At 37.6% G+C, this 24482-nt stretch carries 27 protein-coding genes; 13 read left to right on the forward strand and 14 right to left on the reverse strand.

Features of this window, described 5'->3' with window-relative positions; translation table 11 throughout:
- The 3 genes from V6R96_RS13170 to V6R96_RS13180 all read left to right on the forward strand — a co-directional run bounded on the left by V6R96_RS13170 (window position 1) and on the right by V6R96_RS13180 (window position 1178).
- Entirely contained in the window at window positions 1-228 is a 228-nt protein-coding gene (locus tag V6R96_RS13170; RefSeq protein ID WP_111953545.1) for a glutathione synthase, read from the forward strand.
- 10 nt (window positions 229-238) lie between these two features.
- Window positions 239-469 carry a hypothetical protein gene (locus tag V6R96_RS13175; RefSeq protein WP_223559426.1) on the forward strand — a complete coding sequence of 77 codons (231 nt, stop codon included), beginning with the start codon at window positions 239-241 and terminating at the stop codon, window positions 467-469.
- 142 nt (window positions 470-611) lie between these two features.
- A complete protein-coding gene (locus V6R96_RS13180) occupies window positions 612-1178 on the forward strand; it encodes a ferritin-like domain-containing protein (protein WP_111953541.1) in 567 nt (188 codons plus the stop codon).
- A 107-nt stretch (window positions 1179-1285) separates the two neighbouring features.
- Here the strand turns inward: V6R96_RS13180 and V6R96_RS13185 are convergent, their stop codons facing one another.
- Entirely contained in the window at window positions 1286-1630 is a 345-nt protein-coding gene (locus V6R96_RS13185) for a hypothetical protein (protein ID WP_336379523.1), read from the reverse strand.
- A gap of 176 nt (window positions 1631-1806) precedes the next feature.
- Here V6R96_RS13185 and V6R96_RS13190 point away from each other — a divergent pair, with 176 nt between their 5' ends.
- The gene (locus V6R96_RS13190) at window positions 1807-2409 is read left to right on the forward strand and encodes a DNA-3-methyladenine glycosylase (protein WP_336379522.1); all 603 of its coding nucleotides are present in this window, start codon (window positions 1807-1809) and stop codon (window positions 2407-2409) included.
- A 50-nt stretch (window positions 2410-2459) separates the two neighbouring features.
- On the opposite strand, the gene V6R96_RS13195 is transcribed toward V6R96_RS13190, so the two are convergent.
- Both V6R96_RS13195 and V6R96_RS13200 read right to left on the reverse strand, forming a co-directional pair.
- A complete protein-coding gene (locus V6R96_RS13195) occupies window positions 2460-3857 on the reverse strand; it encodes an alkaline phosphatase (RefSeq protein ID WP_336379521.1) in 1398 nt (465 codons plus the stop codon).
- Between the two features lie 130 nt (window positions 3858-3987).
- Window positions 3988-4326: a MerC domain-containing protein gene (locus V6R96_RS13200; protein WP_336379520.1), complete on the reverse strand. Its 339-nt coding sequence runs from the start codon at window positions 4324-4326 to the stop codon at window positions 3988-3990.
- An 86-nt stretch (window positions 4327-4412) separates the two neighbouring features.
- On the opposite strand from V6R96_RS13200, the gene V6R96_RS13205 reads away from it, so the two are divergent.
- A complete protein-coding gene (locus V6R96_RS13205) occupies window positions 4413-4802 on the forward strand; it encodes a transcriptional repressor (RefSeq protein ID WP_336379519.1) in 390 nt (129 codons plus the stop codon).
- A 148-nt stretch (window positions 4803-4950) separates the two neighbouring features.
- Window positions 4951-5442 (forward strand): hypothetical protein, encoded by a 492-nt coding sequence (locus V6R96_RS13210; RefSeq protein WP_336379518.1) that lies wholly within the window; start codon window positions 4951-4953, stop codon window positions 5440-5442.
- A gap of 3 nt (window positions 5443-5445) precedes the next feature.
- Here the strand turns inward: V6R96_RS13210 and V6R96_RS13215 are convergent, their stop codons facing one another.
- The gene (locus V6R96_RS13215) at window positions 5446-5910 is read right to left on the reverse strand and encodes an NUDIX domain-containing protein (protein ID WP_336379517.1); all 465 of its coding nucleotides are present in this window, start codon (window positions 5908-5910) and stop codon (window positions 5446-5448) included.
- A 44-nt stretch (window positions 5911-5954) separates the two neighbouring features.
- Entirely contained in the window at window positions 5955-6797 is an 843-nt protein-coding gene (locus V6R96_RS13220; protein WP_336379516.1) for an AraC family transcriptional regulator, read from the reverse strand.
- A 90-nt stretch (window positions 6798-6887) separates the two neighbouring features.
- On the opposite strand from V6R96_RS13220, the gene V6R96_RS13225 reads away from it, so the two are divergent.
- The 5 genes from V6R96_RS13225 (at window position 6888) to V6R96_RS13245 (ending at window position 11330) form a co-directional block, all read left to right on the forward strand.
- Complete coding sequence (locus V6R96_RS13225) at window positions 6888-7865, forward strand: polysaccharide deacetylase family protein (protein ID WP_336379515.1); 978 nt, start codon at window positions 6888-6890, stop codon at window positions 7863-7865.
- An 11-nt stretch (window positions 7866-7876) separates the two neighbouring features.
- Window positions 7877-8281, forward strand: coding sequence for a DoxX family protein (locus tag V6R96_RS13230; RefSeq protein WP_336379514.1), 405 nt, complete (start codon window positions 7877-7879; stop codon window positions 8279-8281).
- A 162-nt stretch (window positions 8282-8443) separates the two neighbouring features.
- Complete coding sequence (locus V6R96_RS13235; protein ID WP_111953517.1) at window positions 8444-8611, forward strand: lmo0937 family membrane protein; 168 nt, start codon at window positions 8444-8446, stop codon at window positions 8609-8611.
- A 174-nt stretch (window positions 8612-8785) separates the two neighbouring features.
- The gene (locus V6R96_RS13240) at window positions 8786-10444 is read left to right on the forward strand and encodes an FAD-binding dehydrogenase (RefSeq protein WP_336379513.1); all 1659 of its coding nucleotides are present in this window, start codon (window positions 8786-8788) and stop codon (window positions 10442-10444) included.
- A gap of 106 nt (window positions 10445-10550) precedes the next feature.
- Window positions 10551-11330 carry an SDR family oxidoreductase gene (locus V6R96_RS13245; RefSeq protein WP_336379512.1) on the forward strand — a complete coding sequence of 260 codons (780 nt, stop codon included), beginning with the start codon at window positions 10551-10553 and terminating at the stop codon, window positions 11328-11330.
- 80 nt (window positions 11331-11410) lie between these two features.
- Here the strand turns inward: V6R96_RS13245 and V6R96_RS13250 are convergent, their stop codons facing one another.
- The 6 genes from V6R96_RS13250 to V6R96_RS13275 form a co-directional block, all read right to left on the reverse strand.
- On the reverse strand, window positions 11411-12403 hold the full coding sequence (locus tag V6R96_RS13250) for an aldo/keto reductase (protein WP_336379511.1): 993 nt from the start codon (window positions 12401-12403) through the stop codon (window positions 11411-11413).
- A 137-nt stretch (window positions 12404-12540) separates the two neighbouring features.
- The gene (locus V6R96_RS13255; RefSeq protein WP_336379510.1) at window positions 12541-13437 is read right to left on the reverse strand and encodes a hypothetical protein; all 897 of its coding nucleotides are present in this window, start codon (window positions 13435-13437) and stop codon (window positions 12541-12543) included.
- A 10-nt stretch (window positions 13438-13447) separates the two neighbouring features.
- Window positions 13448-14272 carry a hypothetical protein gene (locus V6R96_RS13260; protein WP_111953508.1) on the reverse strand — a complete coding sequence of 275 codons (825 nt, stop codon included), beginning with the start codon at window positions 14270-14272 and terminating at the stop codon, window positions 13448-13450.
- Window positions 14273-14284: 12 nt separating this feature from the next.
- Complete coding sequence (locus V6R96_RS13265) at window positions 14285-15112, reverse strand: hypothetical protein (protein ID WP_223559439.1); 828 nt, start codon at window positions 15110-15112, stop codon at window positions 14285-14287.
- A 256-nt stretch (window positions 15113-15368) separates the two neighbouring features.
- The gene (locus tag V6R96_RS13270; protein WP_336379509.1) at window positions 15369-15689 is read right to left on the reverse strand and encodes a helix-turn-helix domain-containing protein; all 321 of its coding nucleotides are present in this window, start codon (window positions 15687-15689) and stop codon (window positions 15369-15371) included.
- Window positions 15690-15696: 7 nt separating this feature from the next.
- Window positions 15697-16131 (reverse strand): transposase, encoded by a 435-nt coding sequence (locus tag V6R96_RS13275; RefSeq protein ID WP_336379508.1) that lies wholly within the window; start codon window positions 16129-16131, stop codon window positions 15697-15699.
- A gap of 664 nt (window positions 16132-16795) precedes the next feature.
- Between V6R96_RS13275 and V6R96_RS13280 the strand changes: the two genes are divergently transcribed.
- Complete coding sequence (locus tag V6R96_RS13280) at window positions 16796-18397, forward strand: tetratricopeptide repeat protein (RefSeq protein WP_336379507.1); 1602 nt, start codon at window positions 16796-16798, stop codon at window positions 18395-18397.
- Between the two features lie 233 nt (window positions 18398-18630).
- Complete coding sequence (locus V6R96_RS13285; RefSeq protein WP_336379506.1) at window positions 18631-20478, forward strand: chloride channel protein; 1848 nt, start codon at window positions 18631-18633, stop codon at window positions 20476-20478.
- 102 nt (window positions 20479-20580) lie between these two features.
- On the opposite strand, the gene V6R96_RS13290 is transcribed toward V6R96_RS13285, so the two are convergent.
- The 3 genes from V6R96_RS13290 to V6R96_RS13300 all read right to left on the reverse strand — a co-directional run bounded on the left by V6R96_RS13290 (window position 20581) and on the right by V6R96_RS13300 (window position 24465).
- A complete protein-coding gene (locus V6R96_RS13290; RefSeq protein WP_336379505.1) occupies window positions 20581-21525 on the reverse strand; it encodes an aldo/keto reductase in 945 nt (314 codons plus the stop codon).
- Window positions 21526-21751: 226 nt separating this feature from the next.
- Window positions 21752-23557, reverse strand: a complete 1806-nt coding sequence (locus V6R96_RS13295) for a hypothetical protein (protein ID WP_336379504.1) — start codon at window positions 23555-23557, stop codon at window positions 21752-21754.
- A gap of 215 nt (window positions 23558-23772) precedes the next feature.
- On the reverse strand, window positions 23773-24465 hold the full coding sequence (locus V6R96_RS13300; protein WP_336379503.1) for a hypothetical protein: 693 nt from the start codon (window positions 24463-24465) through the stop codon (window positions 23773-23775).
- Between the last annotated feature and the right edge of the window lie 17 nt (window positions 24466-24482).

The following is a 24482-nucleotide window of genomic DNA, read 5'->3' on the forward strand; positions in this document are numbered from 1 at the left end:
ATGTTAAATAAAAATTTTACAAAAGCAGAATTCATATTGAATAATGAAAATCAGTATCAGTTAGAATTTACCATTCAGGAAATTGGTCAAGGATCGAACCTTATCGTTGAAAGGAAAAATGAAAACGGAGAATATGAAACAGTTCAGGCTATGATTACCAGGCTGAATGACCGTATCTTTATAAAATGGAGCGAGCCATTCGACGGCAGACTTATTTTTGAAAAATAAAAACAAGTTTATGAAATACAGTGAAGCCTTAGAATATAAAAAAGAAGCGTTAAAAAAAGCCGATCAATCTGTACTCGAGAATTTTCATATCATTATTGCACCTGCCGATACCGGAGAAAGCGCAAAATATATAGAAGATTTTTCGAAAAATCCTGATCATTTTAATGACAGCAGCTGTAAAAAATACTGCTCGAATGATGAGTACGAAGTGATGAGCTTCAAAAAGGAAACGGAAAATTAAGAGCCTCTTCCCTATTGGATTATTAAAAATTTCCGTATTCGTAAACTGTTATGATCTGCCACATACATACCCGAAAATGCAGGCTGGTCCCATAATTGTAGATATTGTACCATCGAATAATTAATCACTAAAATATATTATTATGGAAACTAAAAAAACAACAAGAAAAACAGCCTCGAAAACTGCAGCAAAAAAAACAGGAAAAACGCCTGCTAAAAAAGATGCAGCCAAACAGCTGAAAGATTTGTTTGAAGATTCACTGAAAGACATTTACTGGGCAGAAAAAGCTCTCGTAAAAGCTCTGCCTAAGATGCATAAAAATGCCACAGACAAAAAACTGAAAACAGCTATTGAACAGCATCTTAACGAGACAGAAATTCATGTAAAAAGACTGGAAGAATGTTTTGCTGCTCTCGGCAAAAAAGCCCAGGCTAAAAAATGTGATGCCATGCAGGGATTATTAGATGAAGGTAAAAGCATTATGGAAGAAACTGAGGCTGGAGCTGTAAGAGATGCCGGGATAATTGCCGCTGCACAGAAAGTGGAACATTATGAAATTGCGACTTATGGGTCACTAGCTGCCTATGCTAAAGTTCTTAAAGAAAAAGTATGCTTAAAAAACCTATTAGCGACTCTTAACGAAGAAAAAAAATGTGATGAGCTGCTCACTAAAATAGCAGATACTGCCATTAATACTAAAGCAATATAAAAACTCAATTCAATATATTTAAAGAGACCTTCAAAAGGTCTCTTTTTTATATTTATTGATTCAGGCTATTATTTTTAATTCTTTCATGACAGAAATTCACCACTTAATCAGCTTATAAAATCCAGCAGACGTTTTCTTGTGATCACTTGGTTTTCTTTATAGAATTCTTCTTTATCTAAACGTGCCAGTGATGCTGTAGATTGAGAGGAAAGCCATTCCACAAATAAATCCCGGGTTTCAAAGATTCTTGGGACATTGAAATCACTATCATATATTTCTCCGTATATAAACTTTTGATCTTCATTTACTTTCATACCCATTCCGCAATAATCCCTATGACTGTAACCTAAAACCGAACCGGTCTGCAATTTATCGGCGACAAGATTGGCCAGTCTTTCTCCAAACGCAGCGGTGTCTGGGTCCGGTTTTTCTGAAAAATGGTAATTGTCCATAAGTTTAAATTATTTTAATCAATAATCTTCTAAGTTAAATCATTCATCTTTGAAATTAATAAATTTAGATGATAATTTTTTATATCCATTCTGTTTTTAAGTCTATCGCTATAACAAAAATTAATATCAGTTGTTTAACTTTGCTTCATCTTAAAACTGCAAATAAATAAACAGATTTGAAGCTGCCACTTTCTTATTATTTAAATCAGGATGTTATTTTCCTGGCTAAGGATCTTTTGGGAAAAGTACTTTTCACAGAAATAAATGGGGACATCACTGCGGGGATCATTGTAGAAACCGAGGCCTATTTTGGTGTCATAGATAAAGCTTCCCATGCTTACGGTGGCCGACGCACCGGACGTACCGCAACATTATATACCCAAGGTGGTGTTTCCTATGTTTATTTATGTTATGGAATTCATCATCTCTTTAATGTTGTAAGTTCCGTTGAAGACGAACCCCATGCAATATTGGTAAGGGCTGTGGAACCATTAATAGGCAAAGAAATCATGGAAATCAGGCGGAATATGCCGGCTTCTAAAACTGCTATTTCATCAGGACCTGGTTCAGCAGCTAAGGCTTTGGGTATTGACCGTTCTTTTAACAAAAAAGATTTAACCGAAAATGAAATATGGATCGAAGACCACGGAATTAAATATTCTCCGGACGAGATCATTTCAGGACCGAGGATTGGAGTTGCCTACGCTCAGGAAGATGCACTGCTGCCATGGCGTTTTTATGTCAGGGGCAACAAATATGTATGCAAACCAAGATCCTGAGAACTGTTGTTAAAAATGTTAGTATCAATAAAAATGCCTGTTCGTGATATTTATATCTGTGCAGCTTTTAACATTAGGTAATGCAGATCTGTATTTTTAATAAAAGGTGGCAGAAGTTCTTTCCCCGGGCCATAAACCGCAACTTCTACATAATCTCCGGAATGGTCCATACTGATCCATCCGACAGAATTATGCTTTCTCTGAATTTCTGAATAAGCTTTAAAAGGTAATTTTTTATAGTTGTAAAGCCCAGCTTCCTGCTTTTCAAGCCCTGAATAAAAACTGAGTAAATGTTTGGCCTCATCATCAGCAAGACGTATTTTGTTGGTCTCATAGATCCAGTCTTTCATTTGCTGAAGATTAAAATCCGGGTGAATAGCATTCAGAATATATTCATTGGTGTATCGATAATCAGAGATGCTGTTAAAATTTTTGGTGGCATCCGGTCCGTAAATTGTTCCCGGATTAGCATTTCCATGGTCTGTTGTGATGATCACCAATGTATTTTGATCTTTCTCTGCAAAATCCATTACAGTTTTTATAGCTTCATCAAAAGCAATCTGATCATGAATTAAAGCAGAAATATCATTAGCATGTGCTGCCCAGTCAACTTTTCCGCCTTCGATCTGTAAGACGAAACCTTCCTGATGATCTTTCATCTGATGAATAGCAGTTTGAGCTAGTTCAGCAAGAGAAGGCATCTGTTGCAGCTCAGGAATATTCGCCCTGTCTATGGAATATGGTAAAGCACCGGAATTGAAAATCCCTAAAGTTTTCTTTCCTTTTTCTGAAGTTTTCAGGTCTGCCCTATTTTTAAGAACCTGATAACCTTTCTGCTTATAAAGAGCATAGATATCTTTCTTATCTTTTCTTTTTAAAGGATTAAAAAATTCATCTCCACCACCCATCATTACATCAAAACCTATTTCAGCATACATTTCCGCGATTTCATTTTCTGCATTTCTACTGTCTGAATTAACGCAGAAACCTGCCGGTGTCGCATGGGTAATCGTTACTGTCGTGACACAGCCTGTCTTTTTTCCAGCCTTTTTAAATTTTTGCCAGATTGGAACATATTTTTCTCCATTCCCTCCAATATTAAGGACACCGTTTTTCACACGGAATCCACCACCAAAAGACGAACTGGCCGCAGCAGAATCTGTAACAATAGAGCTGGCAGAAGCAGTGTCCATCAAAGCTCTGGAAACTTTATTTTCAAGATAAAGATTCATCCAGTTTCCGTTTTTTCCCAGGATATTCTGAGAATACAGATTAGCCATTGCTAAAGTTCCCGAGCTCATCCCATCACTGATCATGAAAATAATATTTTTTGCTTTTTTCCCCGGACCTGAAACTTCCTTTGCACTGTTGGCAAAAAAATCAACCGGATTTAGGGTGAATAGGCCTGACAGCAGTGCTGAACCTTTTAAAAATTTGCGTCTGTTCATCTGGATAAATTTGGTATTGCAATTTAGAGGGTAATGTTAACTAATGAAACTAAGTTGCGTTAATTAATTATGAATTTTTATCATTAATATTCTGAATCATTCCGCTTCGGAATTTTAAGTAATCAGAATCTTAATGCTTGTGATTTCTAAAATTGATGATATGGCCTGTAATTAATCCTGCTGCTCCTACGTAAATCAAAGGAATATGGGTTTCAAAGATTAAATCTGCCAAAACAGAAATTGAGATAAGGATAATAGAACTCCAAAAAAGTAATTTAAGCCAGCTATTGGTTATATTTTTAGTCACTCTATAGACTACAACAGTGCCAATGATAAGGAAGGCAAGATCAATATAAGGATTATGGGATATTCCCAACGGAATGATCATTAACAGAGGAAAAACAACACAATGGATAAGGCACAGGACCGCTGCAGAAATTCCTACTGCATCAAGAATTTTTGATTTCATAAAGATGGGGATTTAAATTTCTTATTGTAACTTTGTTGCAAAAGTATAGATAAAATCTCAAATAACGCAACTTTGTTGCATTAAAAATGAAGCAAACCAGAAATACACAGGCTAAAACTGAAATTTTAAATGTCATTAATCATTCTGACATAGCTCTTTCACAACCGGATATTCAGAAAAAGTTGGGCGATCTATGCAATAGAGTGACGATTTACAGAGTGCTTGAAAGACTTGAAAATGAAGGTCTTATTCATAAGATTGTTAACGTTGACGGTGTTGTGAATTTCGCGAAATGCAGTGGGAAATGCAGTACAGAAAAGCATTTTCACAATCATATTCATTTCAATTGCAAGGAATGTCATTCGGTGACTTGTATTGAAAATGTGGTTCCTGATATCAGCCTTCCACCAGACTTTATAGCACAGGAATATAATTTTATAGTAAGCGGAATATGTCCGAAATGTTCCAAAGCATAGAATCTTGTGCACCACCGCTTGATCGTTTGTTTGCTTTCTGGACGTTTATAAAATCCCAGCATCAGTTTTTCCTGTATCTGGAACAGATTAATGTTTGGTAAAGTAAATAAAAGTACTATTTTTATTTTCATAAAAGAAAACACCAATTATGCCGACCGAAGCTTCCCACAAGCTGATTCCGATGACAGATTTTGTTATTGAGTACTACTCTAACGAAGGATATGCCGATCTTCAGACATTGCGTCTGATGAAAAACTATGCTAATTTTCTAAGACGGCCTCTTACGCTTGGAATGTTTGTTCCTGTAGATCTAAACGGAAATGTATTGAAAGAACCGAAAAACTATACCTCCTGGAAATCACTGGATCACAATACCGTAAAACGAACGGATACTGCCGGATTTGAGGAATACGCCGGATATCAGACTGCAGAAAAGAACTGTCTGTTCGAAGGCTTTACCATTGCTTACAACGGATATTCTGTCGTAAGAATCGTAGCTTCCTATGATGAGGCAGTTGAGCTTTCTTTTAATAAGAGCGATCTCATGTCATCTGCCTTTGCAGATATTGAATCACTGACGGTTTTTAATGACATTTATCTGACGGTTAATGCTTTGGAGGCTATAGGGATCAAAAAATAAAACTTATTTTTCGTCGTTCAGTATCTTTTCCAGTTCGGTTATAAAGGCAGCCTGCGCCGGATTGATTTTTTTCTGAGCTTCTTCTGATTCAAACCATTCCCATTGGTCTACCTCAGGAATTTCGATCATTTTAGAAGATCTTGGTGGCCATTCCATCTGTAATGTATTGCTGTGAAGCCCTGTTGTTTCAATATCACTCTCCAATGCCCATGCATAAACAGTTTTGCCGCCTTTCTGTTTAACAGGTGATAAAGTGGTAAATTGTCCCTGTACTGTTTGGCCTGTCTCCTCCTTAAACTCAAGTAAAGCCCTTTCCAGTGGATCCTCATCTGGCTGCACTTCCCCTTTTGGGACAGACCATGCGCCTAAATCTTTATTTTTCCAAAAAGGTCCGCCTGGATGAACCAGAAAATAATACAGCGTATTTTTCTGTCTTTTATACAATAAAATGCCGGCACTTGTTTTCATAGCTTTAAGATAAGACTTTTTTAAAGTAATAATCAATCAGGCGGTTAGTTATTTTTCCTGAATGCTGATGGTGACATATTTTTATATCCCCGGAAAATCTTATTAAAATGGCTGGCATCATTAAATCCAAGCCGATCCGCAATTTCATTGATGTTATAATTACTCTGCTTCAGAAGCTTTTCAGCGGCCTTTATTTTCTGATGCATCACGTGCTGTTGTATGGAGAATCCGGTCTGCTTTTTAATGTAAATGCTGATGTAATTCCGGGAAAGCATAAATTCCTTTGCCAGATTTTCAAGCTTCATTTTGTTGGCATCCATTGCATTAACATTGATATAATAGAGAATTCTTTCCGCCTGGTTGATCCCTTTTGATATTCGCTCCATACCACCGCTGTTCATCGTATTTCTGATCAGAATGGTGATTATTGCCGAGAAAATATCTGCCGCTGTTTCTTTGCTGTACATACTTTTGTTGCCGAATTCATAAAGAAGGATTTTGGCAAGTTGTAGCAGGTGTTTCCTGTCTGTTGTATTCGTAATCGCCGACTCATATACGAATGTGCTGTCTTCCAGCATCAGGCGGACTACTTTATGAAGCTCAGCTTTTTTATCAGTCTGCAGACTTTCCCAGATATGATGTTCTGTAAATTTTATATAAATGAACCTGGTTTTGTTTTTTATAGAAAATTCGTGTGCATCGCTTGGCCTGAGCAGAAAAGCATCTCCTTTTTTATAGGTAAATGTAATCCCATTCAGGTAGTGTGTTCCTGTTCCGCTTTCGATAACAATCAGCTCGTAGAAATTATGATTATGGTATTCAATGTCCCAGACCTCCTTTTCAATACTGAAAACATTAAAAGAACTGAAATTGACAATACGCTTCATATTGAATGGATTTTTACAAATTTAGCATAAATTTTTACAATATAAGTCAACCGTTTATTCTTCAATTTTGTAGAACAAAAACTCTTTAAAATGAAGCATTTAAAACAATCAGTCTTCCTGATCACATCTGCAATATTTTTAGTTTCCTGTTTTGACAGAAATATGAAAAGCACAGCTAAACAGTCCGCAGAAACCGGAACATCCTCTAAAAAATACTGGCCCAATGGTGCTCAGCTGGTTATCTCAGTATCTATGCAGTTTGAAACAGGAGGACAGCCTGAAGGTGCAGAAAGCCCTTTCAGCGGAACTCCCCTTCCCAAAGGCCAGCCGGATCTCGCAGCAGAAAGCTGGTATCGGTATGGAGCCAACGAAGGAATTTACCGTATGCTGGATCTGTGGAAAAAATATGATATAAAAGTGACCTCTCATGTCGTAGGTACTGCTGCTGAAAAATATCCTGAAATTGCCAGAGCTATTGCCAACGGAGGTCATGAAATAGCTGCACACGGTTTTGCTTGGGACAGCCAGTGGAACAAAAACTATACAGATGAAATGCAGTTTGTAAAAGATGGCGTAGATGCAGTGGAAAGAATTACAGGACAAAAAGCAGTGGGCTACAACTGTAACTGGCTCAGAAGGAGCCCTAACACTTTAAAAATCCTGCAGGAGCTTGGTTTCCTTTATCATATAGACGACCTAAGTCACGATGAGCCTTTCATTACCCAAGTAAACGGTAAAAACTTTGTTGTGATGCCTTATACACTCAGAAATAATGATATTGTGAATATTGAAGGTAAACACTGGAGCCCGGATCAGTTTCTGACCCAGCTGAAGTTCGAGTTTGACCGCCTGTATGAAGAAGGAGCTTCTAAGAGAAGAATGATGAGCATTAGCTTCCATGACAGGATTGGCGGAACTCCGGCAATGGTTCATGCTATGGAAGAATTTATCAGATATACCAAAGAAAAACAGGGCGTTGTTTTTATGCGCAAGGATGATATTGCGAAAATGGTAGTGAATGATCCCGCAACGCCTGTAGATAACAGCGAAGAAAAATTTAATAACTAAAAATAAATATTATGAATAAAAATATAGCCTATTTCCTTTTACGTATATCTATGGGAGTGAATCTTCTGGGACATGGTCTTGCCAGAATCCCCAAACTTTCCGTTTTTGCTGAGGGAATGACCAAAGGGTTTGAAAAAAGCTGGATTCCACAGCCATCCGTATACCTGTTCAGTACTACTCTGCCCTTTCTGGAATTTATTATTGGTGCTTTGCTTATTCTTGGTTTTAAGACCCGTTGGGCAAACTTTGCCGGAGCCGGGCTTATCATTATGCTTCTTTTTGGAAGCAGTACCGTTGAAAACTGGGAAGCCATGGGAATACAAATGATCTATGCTCTTTTCTTTTATATTCTGATCAGCAGAATAGAAGATAACTGCTATGCCCTGGGTCAAAAGAAATCATTTCATACAAAGTAGATACCTCAGATTTTAATAATTTTCGACTATTATAATATATCTTAATTTGTTTCAGTTATAAATACAGTATAGATACCACATTTTGGATATTATTGCTGGTTTTCTTCATAAAGGCATGGAATATGTATTTAATAAAAACAATAACATTAAAAAATTTGAGTCATGAGAAATTTATTATGGTTAGTAGCCGTCATTTGTATCGTTATCTGGCTTCTGGGAATGTTAAATATCGTACCGGGAATAAGTACTGGTTACTTAGTGCATGTTCTTTTGGTAATTGCTATTATTGTAATTCTTTATAATATCATTTCCGGCAAAAGGCCACTTTGATAATAATTAAAGCTTTTTTGAATAACAGATTAAAACAGGTCAGAAAATCATTTCTGACCTGTTTTTTTGATACTGCCAAAAATATCTGATGATAAATCTTAAGGTATACGTCTGAATATTTTATATATTTATTATAGGATATAATGAAAGTATAAACAAAAGTAATTCAATACAATGGAGGAAAAATTCCAGCCTGATGTTATCATTGTGGGAACAGGGTTAGCAGGACTCACTGCTGCTATGGAAATTACCGATGCCGGAAAAAAAGTACTTCTCCTGGATCAGGAAACTGAACAGAATATTGGCGGACAGGCATTTTGGTCGTTCGGTGGCTTGTTTTTTATCAATTCGCCACAGCAGCGGAAAATGGGAATAAAAGATTCTTATGAACTGGCTCTGCAGGACTGGAAAGGAACAGCTGGATTTGATCGTCCGGAAGATTACTGGCCCAGAAAATGGGCAGAAGCCTATTTGAAATTCGCGGCCTATGAAAAATATGCTTATGTTTCTAAGCTGGGGGTCAGGTTTATGTTCATGGTAGGCTGGGCCGAACGTGGAGACGGATCAGCAACCGGCCACGGAAATTCCGTACCGCGCTTCCATGTCAGTTGGGGAACCGGGACAGGAGTTGTGAAGCCTTTTGTAGATAAGGCGTATGAAGCAGAAGGAAAAGGCCTTTTACAGATGAAATTCAGACATAGAGTCACGGAACTGATCATAGAAAATGGTAAAACCAAAGGCGTGAAAGGTGATATCCTTGAAAATGATCATAAAGAAAGAGGTGTTGCCACCAACAGAAACGTAATTTCCCAGTTTGAATACCATACCTCTCATGTGATCATTGCATCAGGAGGCATAGGAGCCAACCATGAACTTGTGCGGAAGAACTGGCCGGAAAGACTGGGAAAAGCTCCCGAAAATATGGTTTGTGGTGTGCCTGCGTATGTGGACGGAAAAATGATTGGTGTTGCAGAAAAGTCCGGTGCACACATCATTAACCCGGACAGAATGTGGCATTATACAGAAGGAATACAGAACTTGAACCCGATATGGCCGAAACATGGCATCAGAATACTGCCGGGACCGTCTTCTTTATGGTTTGATGCCAGGGGAAACCGTTTTCCCGCTCCTTTTCTGCCAGGATTTGATACGCTTGGAACCCTGAAACATATACAGGAAACAGGGTTTTCTTACTCCTGGTTTATCCTGACCCAGAAAATCATTAAAAAAGAATTTGCTCTTTCCGGATCAGAGCAGAACCCCGATATTACCAATAAAGATTATGCTCTTTTTCTGAGAAGAATTTTTGGAAAAAAAGCTCCGGGACCTGTGGAGGCTTTTAAAGAACATGGAAAAGACTTTATTGTTTCGGATGATCTGAAAACCCTGGTGGAAAAGATGAATGAACTGTCCGGCACTTCCCTTTTGGATTATGAGAAGATAAAAGCACAGATCGAAGCCAGAGACAGGGAACTTGACAATAAATATTCAAAAGATACACAGGTCAATTATATCAGGAATACAAGAAATTATTTAGGTGACAGACTCGGCCGGGTTGCCGCTCCACATAAAATATTAGATCCTAAGAATGGTCCTCTGATCGCTGTCCGTCTCAATATTCTTACCCGGAAAACCCTGGGAGGTATTAAAACGAATCTTGACGGACAGGTTTTAAGAGATGATGATACGGTGATCGACGGGCTTTATGCAGCAGGAGAAGCTGCGGGGTTTGGCGGAGGCGGAATGCATGGCTACCGTGCACTGGAAGGAACATTTCTTGGAGGGTGTATTTTTTCAGGCATGAAAGCCGGAAAATATATTGCCGGACTTTAAAGATCAGATCGTGAATTCTTCTTTGAACCTGAATGGTGAATTGTAAGAATAAGAGAGTAAAATATTAAAATAAAAAAACAAAAGTGAATACTTATTTTGATCATAAGTGGTTTGGGTAACAGGAGCTTCGTCAGGAATAGGGGAAGCTTTGGTAAAAGAGCTGGCAGTGAAAAGCAATGCGAAAATTATCCTTTCATCAAGAAATAAAGATCAGTTAAATGCTGTGGCTCAAAGGGCCGGACTTGACGCAAATCGTTTTTTTGTTCTGCCTTTGGACCTTGAAGACTATAAAAAAATGCCGGATGTTGTGGAAGAAGCTGTAGAAAAATTCGGAAAGATTGATATTCTGATCAATAATGCAGGACTGTCTCAGCGTTCTCTGACTATAGAAACTGACATAGAAGTTGATAAACGTTTAATGGATATTGATTATATAGGAACCGTAGCACTTACAAAATCTGTGCTTCCCTATATGATCAGGAACGGCGGCGGACATATTGCTGTTGTTTCCAGTCTTATGGGTATTTTCGGAGCTCCGATGCGAAGCAGCTATGCGGCAGCAAAACATGCACTTCACGGTTTTTTTGATTCGCTGCGTGCTGAATTATATACGAAAAAAATTACAGTGACCATCATCTGTCCCGGCTTTGTACAGACCAATATTTCTATAAATGCATTAACGGGTAACGGCTCTCTGCAGGGAACAATGGATGATGCTACGAATAAAGGAATGCCCGCAGATGTGTTTGCAAGAAAAATGCTTGCGGCTATTGAAAAAAAGAAAAATCAGGCATCTATTGGCGGTCGGGAAGTAATGGGAACCTATCTCAAAAGATTTTTCCCCTCCCTGTTGGCTAAGATTGTCCGTAAGGCAAAAGTGGTATAGACAAATACAAAAACCTCCCATAATGAGAGGTTTTTTGTATATTTCATTGAATAAGAATAAGCTATTATTTAAATTGCTTTTTAAGATTTAGGAACCTGCGCCTTTTCATAGATCAGTCCGTTAGACTTCAATTCGTTCCAGAATTCAGACGGAATAGTGGCCTTAAAACCTTCCACATTATCTTTAACCTGTTCCGGCCTGCCGGCTCCGGGAATAATAGAAGCAAATTCATCTGAAGCCAAAACAAAATGAAGCGCAGCATGTACAATATCTGTATTGTATTTTTGAGCAATAGCAGTTATTGCGGCACGTTTTTCGGCCATTCCTTTTGGAATGACATCCTTATAATTGTACCTTTCTCTTCCTGCAATATATCCGGAATTATACCCAGCACCCGAGACCAGTTTTACACCGGCTTTTTTAACTGCCGGAAGCAGCCTGTCGACGGCATCTTCATGTTCAAGGATCGAATATTGTGTTGCAGAAAGACAAATATCAGGATCAGCAGAATCAATACAGTCTAAAATAGGTTCAATTTTGTTGACTCCCATTCCCCATGCCTTGATCACTCCCTGGTCCCGCAGCTCGGAAAGAACTTTAAACGCTCCTTTCTTTGCCTGTTCCAGAAAATAAGGATACCGGTCCCCTACCTGATCTTCAGACAGGTCATGAACATAAATAATATCAATATAATCCAGTCCTGTTCTCTGCAGGCTGTTTTCTATAGATCTTTTGACTCCGTCTGCTGTATAATCATGTTTAAAATCATAATTCAGCGGTTTTTTCCACATCGTAGGTGGAACTTCTGATTCAGGGACTTCATGAAACAGTCTCCCTACTTTAGTTGAAAATATAAAATCGCTCCTGTCTTTATCTTTCAGAAAGTGTCCGAATCTTCTTTCACTTTTTGTAAGGCCATACCAGGGAGATGTATCATAATAGCGGATTCCCAGATCCCAGGCGGTCTGAAGTATTTTATAAGACTCTTCATCACTTATATTTTCGAAGGCCGTTCCTATCGCCACCCCGCCTATTCCTAACCTGTGCTTTTCTGTTAAAACTTCTGTTTTCATATGATTGTATTTAAGTGTTGGTGATAAATAAAATACAAACATCGTGCAGAGAAAACTAAAGGATATATAAAATCACCCCGAACGAGAGGTGATTTTTCGCTTTTCTGATATAGTTATTGTTTAGGCAGAAAATGAAATTACTGCTCAACAATTGTTAAAACATTATAGCCTCCTGTATTAAGAAGAGGACGTTTGTCCGGGTCCCACGATACATTGATCCATACAAAAGGTCTTAGCTTATCTCCTGCATTCAGATACAGGCTCGCAGTACAGGCAGATCCCACGATCACAGCATTCGGAGCAACTCCTGTGTCCTGAGGATAACCGTTATTGGTTTTTATCCTCTGTATAACCGTATTGGAAGAGTTTCTTACTTCCCAGATCGCTTCCGTCTGGTTTTGTCCAGAACTGGTATTTACCTGGTTGGGTGCTAGGGCAAAAGTAAAAGTAGCATAATATACGCCCGATCTCGGAGCAATAAATTCCCCTGTAGCAGGATCAAAATTAGTTCTTGGCTGCCCGGAGTCCGAATCCAGTTTTTCTGCCCATGAAGTAAGATAAGCAGAAGATCTTCCGGGGATTCCGTCTGTATAGTTTCCTATAGGCCACAAACCGGTTTCAAAAACAGTGGAATTATTATTGGTTTTCTCGGCCATCACCACAATTCTTGGCTTTCCGTATGGCAGAATAGGAACCCATACCGTTCCGTCAGAATATTCTATATAACCCTGGACCCCGATGGCTGGACTTGGATTGTAACGAATAGCTCCTGCCCCGGCCTCGGCGGCGGTTTGATTGGTCATTCCTATAGCCATAGAACCGTTGGCTCCATTTCTTAGGTCAATAGCCATTTTTGGAGTAGCTACCCCAACCCCTATTTTTCCTGTTTTATCAATAATGACTTTTTCAGTTGTGTTAATTTCAATGGAATTGGCAGGATTCGGATTATTAATACCAATACCTATCTGAGCTAAAAATAAGTTTGGGAGAAGTCCCAACCCCAGAAATAATATATTTTTTTTATTTAATTTCATCTTTGTTTGTTTATAGTTCGTAAACGCTGATACTGTTATTGGTACCGGTATTGGCTGTATTTATACTTTTATTGCTTCCGAAATTGTGAAATACTTTAAACTGGATGGTATCACCTGCTACCAAATTGAAAATAGCCGTACAGTTACCTCCTACAATATTATTCACTGTATTAACGTCCCATGCCGGGTATGAGTTTACACTTCTGTATGTCTGGATATTATTAGTGGCTGTATTACTTTCAATAATAGTTTCAATTCTTGAGTTTTGGGCAATATTCCCATCAGCTAAGGTAATATTGAACGAAACGATGTAAAATCCGTTTCTGGGTGCAGTAAAAGTAGTACCATTGAAATTAGACTGTGAATCTGTAACTACGGTCCATCCGTTTACAAGAGTGGTGGTATTATTTGTGAGGGTAAGCGCACTGCTTTTATTAGCCAGCACCACTGCTTTAGGCGGTAAGGTCATTGGAAGATTATGCCACGATACACCGTCAGAATACTGGATAATATTTCCGGTGCTGTAACGGATGGCACCACCACCTGCTGCTGCGGCAGTCTGTGAGCTTGTTCCCAATCCTATAATCCCTTTTTGATCGGCAGAGCGGACATCTACTTTTGTTTTGGGATTTAACAGTCCCACCCCCAGGTTACCATTGGAGGTTACTACTACATCATTTAATATCTGAGGTGCAGAAGGCGGTACACTGCTGTTATCTTTTGCACCGTCTAAATGAAAAGTCTGCATTGGATCTTTGGTGAAGAAACCTGTCTGTGCCTGTATAGAGAATGACAGAAAAAAAACCAGTAATTGATATAAATTTTTAATTTTCATTTTGTGTATTTTTTAATTTTCAATAATGGTCATATTGTTAAAACCTGCATCCGGATGGGTCCAGTCTGCATTTGCTCTTAAAGCTCTTGGCCCGGATCCTGTGATGTTTTGATTAAGCTGTGGCCGCACAGTCTGGTTGGCAGTCAGGCTTACTGTAATGGTGGCGGAACCTCCTACCTGGGCATCTTCATTGCTGCGGGCAAAGGTCTTGTAAGAACGCGCAAGGATAGCTGCAGTAGTTGGGCTGTAAAACTGGCTGGTGACTTCAGAAGAATTGACTATTGATCCGGAAACAAAATTATACGTCATCAAAAACGTATAAACTCCGGTTCTTGGAGCCGTAAAAATCCCTGTAACAGGATCAAAACTGTTGGAAAGATCTCTTATCTCGTCCCATCCTGTAATATTTACATCAGTATTGTAAGGAACCGAGAACGGACTTGTCAGCCTGGCAACCACCACAGCTTTAGTGGGCAGGATAATTGCTGCTTCCCATACATTCCCGTCAGATACTTGAAATTTTGCCTGAGTAGGTTCATATCGCACGGCCCCTGCTCCCGCTGCGCTCGCTGTCATAGTTGTTGAGCCCAGTCCAACAGCATTCTGAAGTCCTGCTGAACGCATATCAAGTTTTACTATTGGATTTGAAACGCCTGCTCCTATAAAACCGGTATTAGTAATAATAAGGTCATTACTGATTTGTGCGGGAGTGGCTGATGCTGTATTGTCTTTTGCACCGTCAACATGCAAAATTCCCAATGGATTACTGGTACTAATTCCTATCTGTGCATTCAAGAGAGATGATGCAATAAAAGCTAGGGATAGCAATTTTTTTTTCATTTGAATTGTGTTTTTAAGATGTCAGGATTTAGTGTAACTTCTGATATAAAACTGCTTATTAACAAATTTGATACCAACATGCAAATTTAGGTTTTCTTAGTTAATGAATTAGGCTTAATACAAAAATTGGCAAATTCTTTCAGAATATAAAATGTATGGTGTAATATTTACTGAAATAAACACATTGATTTTAGATTGTAAATGTTTGATATATAAGTGATTATTTTTTAAAATACACTTTATATACCGTATTCTGCTAAATAAGTTTCTTTTTCCAATTAGCAACCGTATTTCTGCTTAATTTAAAATGCCGGGCCAGTTGTGCGTTATTGTATCCATACTTTTCCTGGTAATTTAGTATTTCAAGAATCGATTGTTTATCATAAAAACGATGTTTCTGATTAAAAATAAGGGTATTTTTATCTTCCTTATCCGTAAGAATGTTGCTGCAAGCGATAACATCCAATATGGACAAAGTCTTTTTAGAGAGTATGGTTCTACATGCTTCCTTTTTATCAGGATATTTTTCATTGATAAGGTCTGTATAGATTCTTTTGTAATCCGGAATATTTTTCATTATGCCTTTATTTATTTATCATATCATATTTATGAAGCCATTTGTAGAGTGTGCTTTTGGGGATTTTATACTCAGAAATTACACTGGATTTTGTCATTTCCCCTTTTCTGATCTTGTGCAGGACAAATTCTACAATCTCTTTGGTGTAAAGGCTCTTACGAAAAGCCGGGAGTAGATTATCTGTTTTTTTCTTTTGAATATAATTCATAGAAGACTGTGGAGAATACAAAATCAGGTGTTGAGAATAAAGTCTGAAGAAATCATATTGGAGGAGTTTGGACCAGCGCAGAAGGACTTCCGTGTCAAAAGCAGAAGAATTATACATTTTCAGGATATCTTCTTCCTGGCAGTTCAGGAATTTACATATGCGAGACATTTCTATATCGCTTTGGGCCACCTTTTCTTTTATCATTGATCCAATGTTCAGATGTTTTAGATCCATATTTTTTATTGTTTGTGTTTTTTTTAGATGAATTAGAAGTAATTTTTATTTTTGATGAAAGAGGGATAAATAAAGGAAAAGCAATAGGACAAAACTCCTAACTGAGGAAATTAGAAATTTTGACAAGGTTATTGCTTTTCATACTTGTGTTTTAGAATTTTAAGCCTGATTCTGTTTTGTTTTACAAACATCATGTGAGATTCTAACGCAACATTAAAGGTTTATCATGGAATATAAAAATAGATAACGTTGTAAATTCTGAATACTTCACTATGAATTTATAGTATTAGCCATATCTTAATATTTTTAAACCAAATGACCTGTTTCAGTAAGGATATCCGGGCTGTAGCGGTAAATAATTTCTTTTATTATTTGTATTGCTTTAAAGTTAAGATGAATTTTTCCATCTTTAAAAAACACAATATTAAGCTTTTGGTCATGTATGTAAAAGTATGGATTGAAATGATTTCTGAAAAAAAGCAGATATTTTGAGGTAATTTTCTAAATGAGATTAAGCAGTGTTGTTTAGTTTGCAGATTTGAATTTAAATCCTTCAAGTTCAATTGGTTGAAAAATTAATTAATAATATAAATTCTGAAAAACTAACACTATTATTGTAAGATAATCATTAATATTGTACTTAATTTGCTGTTTCAAAAAACACATGATGAAAAATACCGTTTTATTTCTGTCCTGTTTTATTTTCGGGCTTTTTCATGCTCAGCTCGATTCCGGATCTCTCACAAATTCACAAATTGATTCTAAAATTATCCGGGCTGAAGAACTGTCTAAGAGCAATCCTGCAAAATCAATAGAACTTTCGAATGAGATTTACCGTGCCTCTAAAAAGGCAGGCTATAAAAAAGGGCTTCTGGAAAGCACTTCTATCCTTATGGCCAGATATTATGACGCAGGAAATCATAAAAAAGTAATCGATCTGAGTACAGAAGGTGAAAAGCTCGCTATAGATGCGAACGATGATGCAAAACTGGCCAATATTTACAGGTTAAGAGCTTCATCTTACACAGAATTAGGCTTTAACAATGAAAGTATCAGAGATTTTAGAAATGCATTAAAAATATCTGAAAAAATAGAGTCTGAAGACAAAAAGAATTATTTGAAATCTTTGATATATACAGGTATAAGTTCATATTTGGCCCATGTGAATGCCCCATTGGATTCTGTGATACATTATCAGAAAAAATGCCTGGAGAGTGCAGTTCATATTGGAGAGAGCAAGGATTTTATATCAAAAAAATACCACCTTCTTGCGCTGTCTTATATGAACTTGGGTATGACAAGCGTCGCGTCCAAACGGATCCATGATGCGGAGGGTTATTTTGACAAAGCATTAAAGATAGCTCAAAATGAACATTATGGAGTATCTAAAAACCTGGAAGTTACTATTCTGAATGAATATGCATGGCTGTATTATGACCAAAAAAAATATGACCAGGCTGTACACTACGCAGAAAAGGCCGAACAGCTGGAAAAAGTAATGAGTATACCCTATATCCGCAGAGATATTTATGAAGTTAACTTCAAATCTTATGTAGAGCTTGGAGAAAAGGAAGCTTCAAAAAAGTATATGAATCTCTACACGAAACTGAATGACAGTCTCGTTAACGAAGAAAAGAAAACTATCAATACTCCCGTAAAAAAGATGATGGATCAGCAGGGAGAAGTTCATACCGGGAATATTCAGAAAATGCTGATGATTGTCTTTACTTTTATTATACTTCTTGTGGCGGGTGGTCTATTTTTCTGGAAAAGAAACCAGAGAAAACTTCATGAAAGTTATGAGACAGTCATTAATAACCTTAAAAAGACCAATGATCCTCCGGCACAAAATGTACAGCTGGAAATTTCTACTGAGAAAAGCATTAATATCACAGACGAAACACTAAAAATGATCCTGACCAAGCTAGAAAAATTTGAAAAATCACAAAAATTCATTAAAAAAGATCTGAGCCTTACTTCCCTGGCCAATGACCTGAATACCAATACCAGATACCTATCGGAAATCATCAAACAGTATAAAGGAAACAGCTATAATAACTACATCAATGGTCTCAGGATCAACTATATTACCAATAAGCTGTATGAAAATCACATTTACCGGGAATATAAGATCAGCTATCTGGCCGAAGCCTGTGGATTTTCGTCGAGAGAAGTTTTTGCAGTAATTTTCAAGAAAGAAACCGGAGTAAGTCCCTCCTATTTCATTAATAATCTGAAAAAAGACAATCTGGAATCGGTTTCTTAAAATTTTTACAGTGCTTTTAAATCAATATGATTAAAAATACCTGAGATTTCCGGATGGATCTTTCAATTGCAGGATGGAATTAAAATTATGAGAAATATTTACAATGATATAACCTATTGAATTTCATTGTGCTGCGATAAGCTTTAATGTTTTTTTAGTAATCCATGACCAGACATTTATAAAGATATTTCATAAATTTACGAAACCATTACGGTTTTAAAATTGGTTTCCAAGTGAAAATTCACAATAAAAAAAAGTATTTAAGCTTTCTAAAATTTAAAAGAGACTTCCAGGAATACGGACTGGAAAAAGCCAGAAGCTATGAACTGATTCTTCACTGGCTTAATAACAGGCTCAGCAGGAACCAGTTTCTGGTACTTTCCGGAATACTCGTGGGTTGTACTGCTGGTCTTGCCGGAGTGGTCCTGAAAACGCTTGTACATACCATCCATAATTTTATTACGCATAAGGTACATTTTGAATATCAGATCTTATTCTATATTGTTTTTCCTTTTTTGGGAATCGTTCTTACTACAGCTATTGTTCTTACTCTGTTTAAAGGCCAGGACAGAAAAGGAATCGGTGCAATTTTGTATGAAATCGCTCAGAACTCAAGTATTGTAGCTTCTGTAAAAATGTATTCACAGATCATTCAAAGCGCCGTGACAGTTGGTTTAGGAGGATCTGCGGGATTAGAAAGTCCTATTGCAGTTACAGGGGCCGCCATCGGTTCCAATTATGCACAGACCTACCGGCTCAGCTATAAGGAAAGGACTCTCCTGTTGGCTGCAGGAGCCACCGCAGGTATTGCTTCAGCTTTCAATGCTCCGATTGCGGGAATCATGTTTGCTTTTGAAATTCTTTTGACAGGTGTGGTTTTTACAGATTTCATTCCTTTGGTAGTGGCTGCTGTCTGCGGAAGCCTTTTATCAAGGATTCTGCTTCAGGAAGATGTGCTTTTCAGGTTTTATACCAGAGAGCCCTTTAACTATAAAAATGTTCCATACTATCTTATACTGGGAATTGTGACCGGACTGTATGCCCGTTATTTTGTCGTGATTTCTCAAAAAGTAGAACATTTCATCAAAGGGCTTAAGCTTTCAAGGATGCGTAAGGCTATGTTCGGAGGTTTGGTGCTGTCATTGTTATGTGTTCTTTTTCCGCCATTGTTCGGAGAAGGATATGAGACAGTGAAGGCTTTTACCAACGGAAGTACTCATTCTATTATCAGAAACAGCTTTTTCCGGTATTTTGATATCGGAGACTGGACCATTATTATATTTTTGGTTCTGGTATGTCTGTTAAAAGCTTTTGCTACGTCTTTTACAATATTTAGCGGTGGTAACGGTGGTAATTTTGCCCCGTCTCTTTTTGCCGGAGGAACGGTGGGTTATTTATTTGCAGTAGTCTGCCAGCATATCGGGTTTACGGATGTTCCGGTAACGAATCTTGTTCTGGTAGGAATGGCAGGAGCAATGAGCGGTGTACTCTATGCTCCCCTTACGGCTATATTTCTGATCGCTGAATCCAGTTTTGGATATGATCTTTTTATTCCGCTGATGATCGTATCCATTATCTCTTATCTTATTGCAAAATGGTTCTCCCCGATCTCCCCGGAACTGGAATCTTTGGCTGATCAGGGGAAAATATTTACCAACAAGCATGATAAAAACCTGCTTTTTGCTTTAAGAACCGAAGATTTTATAGACAAATATTCAGAAACAATCCATGAAAACGCTTCCATTACAATATTATTTGAGCAGGTGAAAAATGGAACTAAAAATATTTTTGCAGCAACAGATGAGGCAGGAAAACTGAAAGGCATCCTTACTTTGGATGATATCCGTCCCTATCTTTTTAATAAAGAAGCTGACAGCTCCATGACAGTTGCGCAAATTATGAAAGCTCCGCCTGCAGTCATTCACCGGGACAATAAACCGTTGGAAATTCTTCAGATTTTTGATGATACCGGCGTATGGAACCTTCCGGTAACCAGTGAAAACAATGATTTTATAGGGTTTATTTCAAAATCATCCATCTTGATGAGCTACAGACAGCTTTTGAAAGAATATTCTGATTAATTTTTTAAACATAAAGTTCAGAATCAAACTTCATCATTTAAAAACATAAAAAATATCCGTTCAGCAAACCGAACGGATATTTTTAATTTCAGATGAAATTAATTAATGACTTGCCTGATTAAGCAATTCAATATCTTCCTGGTCTAGAATAAGTTTTGGGGCGCTGAATAAAGTATCAAGCTGGGAGGCACTTGTCGCACTTACAATAGGTGCAGTGATTAAAGGATTGGCCAGAAGCCATGCCAGGGCGACTGTTCCCTGTGTTGTTTTATGCTTTTCGCTTACGTGGTCCAGGACTTTTAATACTTCAAGACCTTTTGGATTCAGGTATTTTCTTACACCTTCTCCTCTCTGGCTTTTGCCTAAATCTGCTTCATTACGGTATTTCCCGGTAAGAAAACCGGCAGCTAAGGACCAGTACGGAAATACACTCAATCCAAATTCTTCCACCAGCGGAGCATAATTTTTTTCAAAACCTTCTCTTTCCATTAAATTGTAATGAGGCTGTAGGGCTACATATTTGGGAAGGTTATTTTTTTCTGAAGCCTCAAATGATGCCTTCAGGCGCTCCGGGGAAAGATTGGAAGCAGCAATATAGCGTACTTTCCCGGCTTTTATGATCTCGTCGTAGGCAGAAAGCGTTTCTTCTACGGGAGTGGTATGATCATCAAAATGAGTATAATAAAGATCAATATGGTCGGTCTGAAGCCTTTGAAGGGATTCATCCACAGATTTCAAAATATGTTTTTTGCTGATGTCAAAACCGTGTTCTTTGGTCTCAGATCCCACCTTGGTAGCCAGAACTATATCCTGACGGTTGGAACGATTTTTCATCCATTTTCCTATGATTTCCTCAGACTGGCCTCCTTTTCCGTTGACCCACCAGGAATAGGTATCTGCTGTATCAATAAAATTGAACCCGGCATCCGTAAACTGATCCAATATATCAAAGGACTGCTTCTCGTCCAGCGTCCATCCAAAAACATTTCCTCCAAAATTAACTGGGGCTACTGACAGGTCTGTATTTTTTATTTTTCTTTTTTTCATAAAAACAGATTGAATTAAAATTTCATGTACTAAGGTAAGGATTATCATGGAGGATTTCAGATTCAAAATAAGCATATGGCTTATAGTTATTATAAATAGAAAAGCTTATTCTGCCTCACTTTTTTACATTTAAGAGGAGAAGGTAACTGATTATTTTATTAGAATGAACATAAAAAAACAGCCTTCACAATGAAAGCTGTTTATCTATCAATTTAAAAAAATACTGTTACTTTTCAGCCTGAGGAATCTCAATAGCTGTAAGTATCAATTTATGTTCCTGCAGCTGCAGTTCTATGGTATTCAATCCGCTTTTAAAGAAAGTGGATGTATGAAACATGTGATGATAATATTCAATGCCTTCCAGAACATTCTTTTTGAATGTATTCCACTTTTTGGTTTGGGAATTTGTGATCTGTGCTGAAGAATTACTGATTTCTTTTTTAAGATAATCAACATACATTTTCAGTTCATTGATGAACATATTCGGGCGCTGGTTATCCGGAAGAATATTAGCGTTCCCGTAGATGTGTTTTACCATCTCCGAAAGGGAAACTTCCCTGTCAAAAAAAGCCAGATTAGGTCCCGGACATATAACAACCCCCTGTTTTTCGCCCCTTACTTCAAGATTCTGTTCTATATAAGCGGCATTTACCAATCCTACACAGAGACAGGCTTTATCTGTAATCTCAGTCTTCCTTTTGCTAAATTCTTCAGCAGTAAGCTCAGGATCTGTCTGAAGTTCTTTCAGTTTAATATCCTGGTACTTCTTAGAGGCAGTACAGGTTCCCTGCGGTGAAAATTCTTTGCTTAGAGCCAGTAGTTTTTTCGGGCAAGAACTTCCGTATTTTCCGGCAGATTCCTTTTGTTCTTTTAATAGCTCATTAGATGTTCCTCTAACCGTATTGAAAGGTACTCCCAAAGGTGAGATATTACTCAGATAGAAGTCCTTTTCTCCAGATTTTAAAAGTAGATTTCTGGTTTCCGTATCTACAGAAGTAGCTTCAGGAACCAATAGAAATGGTGATCCCCATCCGACACTGTCTACATTATAGTTTTCAAGCAGAAATTCATGTTCTTCAGAGGTTCCCACTCCACCCTGAACTGTAATTTTCATTTCAAGAGGTTCGGAAACGGTATGTTTTCCTTTTTGCTCCAGGGCGGTGATCATTAAGGCGTGAGCAGACTGGATAAGGTCGTTCTTTTTCTGTTTAAATTCTTCCATGATAGGCCCCAGCAGCATCCCTTCCGTAGCAAATGCATGGCCTCCGCAGTTCAGTCCTGATTCAACTCTGTATTCTGAAATCCACAGTCCTTTTTTAGCTAAAAAATTGCCCTGGATCATTGCTGAACGGAAATCGCTTACTTTCAGAATGATTTTCTTTTTTAAAATACCCTTCTCATCGGGGAAGAAATCATCAAATTCTTCAATATAGCTGTACAAACGAGGATTCATTCCTGCGGAAAGTACCATTGAAGAAGATAGTTTACTTTGGGCAAAACCACGCAGTGAAGCATGGGCATCGTTAAAGATCACAGGAAGTTGCTGATCTTTTTTATAGTTGTCTTTATCAACTTTTGTCATGATATTGACATCGATACTTCCCGGTTTCAGGTTGTTTTCAATAAAGTTCTTAATATTTGAGCCTAAATTGTCTTTTTGGTTCACAAGATTTTGAAGTCTGCTTTTCAGATCTGAAGTATTGGGCAGAATGGCTATAAAGTTCTTTAATGCTTCCTTATTTCTAGTGATTTCCTGTTTGAAAGATTCAAATTTTTCATTCACGATATCATCTACCATATCCAGGTAAGCTGTAATTCTTTTAGCCCTGTAATCCTCAGTTTTTGTTGAAATTCCTAAATAATCAAGACTGAATTTCTTACTATAAAAGTTTTTCATTTTTTCCAGGATCTCATCATCAATAATGGAAATCACGGAAGAAATTCCATATTGGGCAACACGGATTGGACTGTCTATAGTATAAGCCAGGCCCATTACCGGAATATGGAAGTTGTGTAATGGTTTATGTGTCATTTTATTCTGATAAAAATTCTTTCGCTGAAAATGAATTAAAATCCCGGAATGGTGGATCCATATTGAAATGAGCGCTTCAGTCCAAAAACTTTAATTGACCTAAATTTATCATTTTAATATTAGCTATGCATTAAATAATACTTATAATATCGGAAATATGTTAAATATCATTGTTTCAAAGCTTCTCCCCTTCTGGAGTACTCAAATGTGATAACTCAACTCCTGAAGTTTTTCAAATAGATATTCTTGGGCTCAAAAGAATATTCCTTCTGAAGAAATTCAGATATCAAAGAATTTATTTTCATACCTCCTGCCAAATACACTCTGCTGTTTTTTATATTTCCCGGAAAGTGTTTTCTGATGTATTCTAGAATATTTTCGGGATGTAAAGGATTGATAATAGAAAAATTTAAAGGAAAGCTGTGATCAAGATCCGGAAAAAGTCTGCCCGGGTGTTTACTGTATATAAAACTTTCAACTTTTTTGCTTACAGCAAGAGCTCTGTTGATCTCATAAAGAAAAGATAAACCTGTATGATCTCCTATCAGAAAATACTGATTTCCGGAATGATCTGTCACCGTTTCATTTAAAAATCTGCGAAAAAATACACTGTCTCCTTCCTGAGCTGTACACATCCAATCTTTCACACTGCTGTCTTCTGCTGTGATAACAAAATCCGCAGTATGATAAACCGGTTCATAATTCCAGAAGGCATATTCCCGACTCCTGCTGCGCGGACTATAATAAGGATCGCAAAGGAAAATTTCGGCGGTATATCCTGCGGCATATTGAATCGTTGAAAAATCCCGGCTTTGAACCTTGATGTGAAAGGTGTCGTATGCAATTTTATTTTTTGAAAGAATAATGCCTGTAAAAATATCTGAAGGTTGGCGCTCGCTGTTGTTCATAGTTCTGATGATTGACT

This window comes from Chryseobacterium sp. CCNWLW53 (assembly GCF_037083525.1).
GTDB classification, from domain to species: domain Bacteria; phylum Bacteroidota; class Bacteroidia; order Flavobacteriales; family Weeksellaceae; genus Chryseobacterium; species Chryseobacterium lathyri.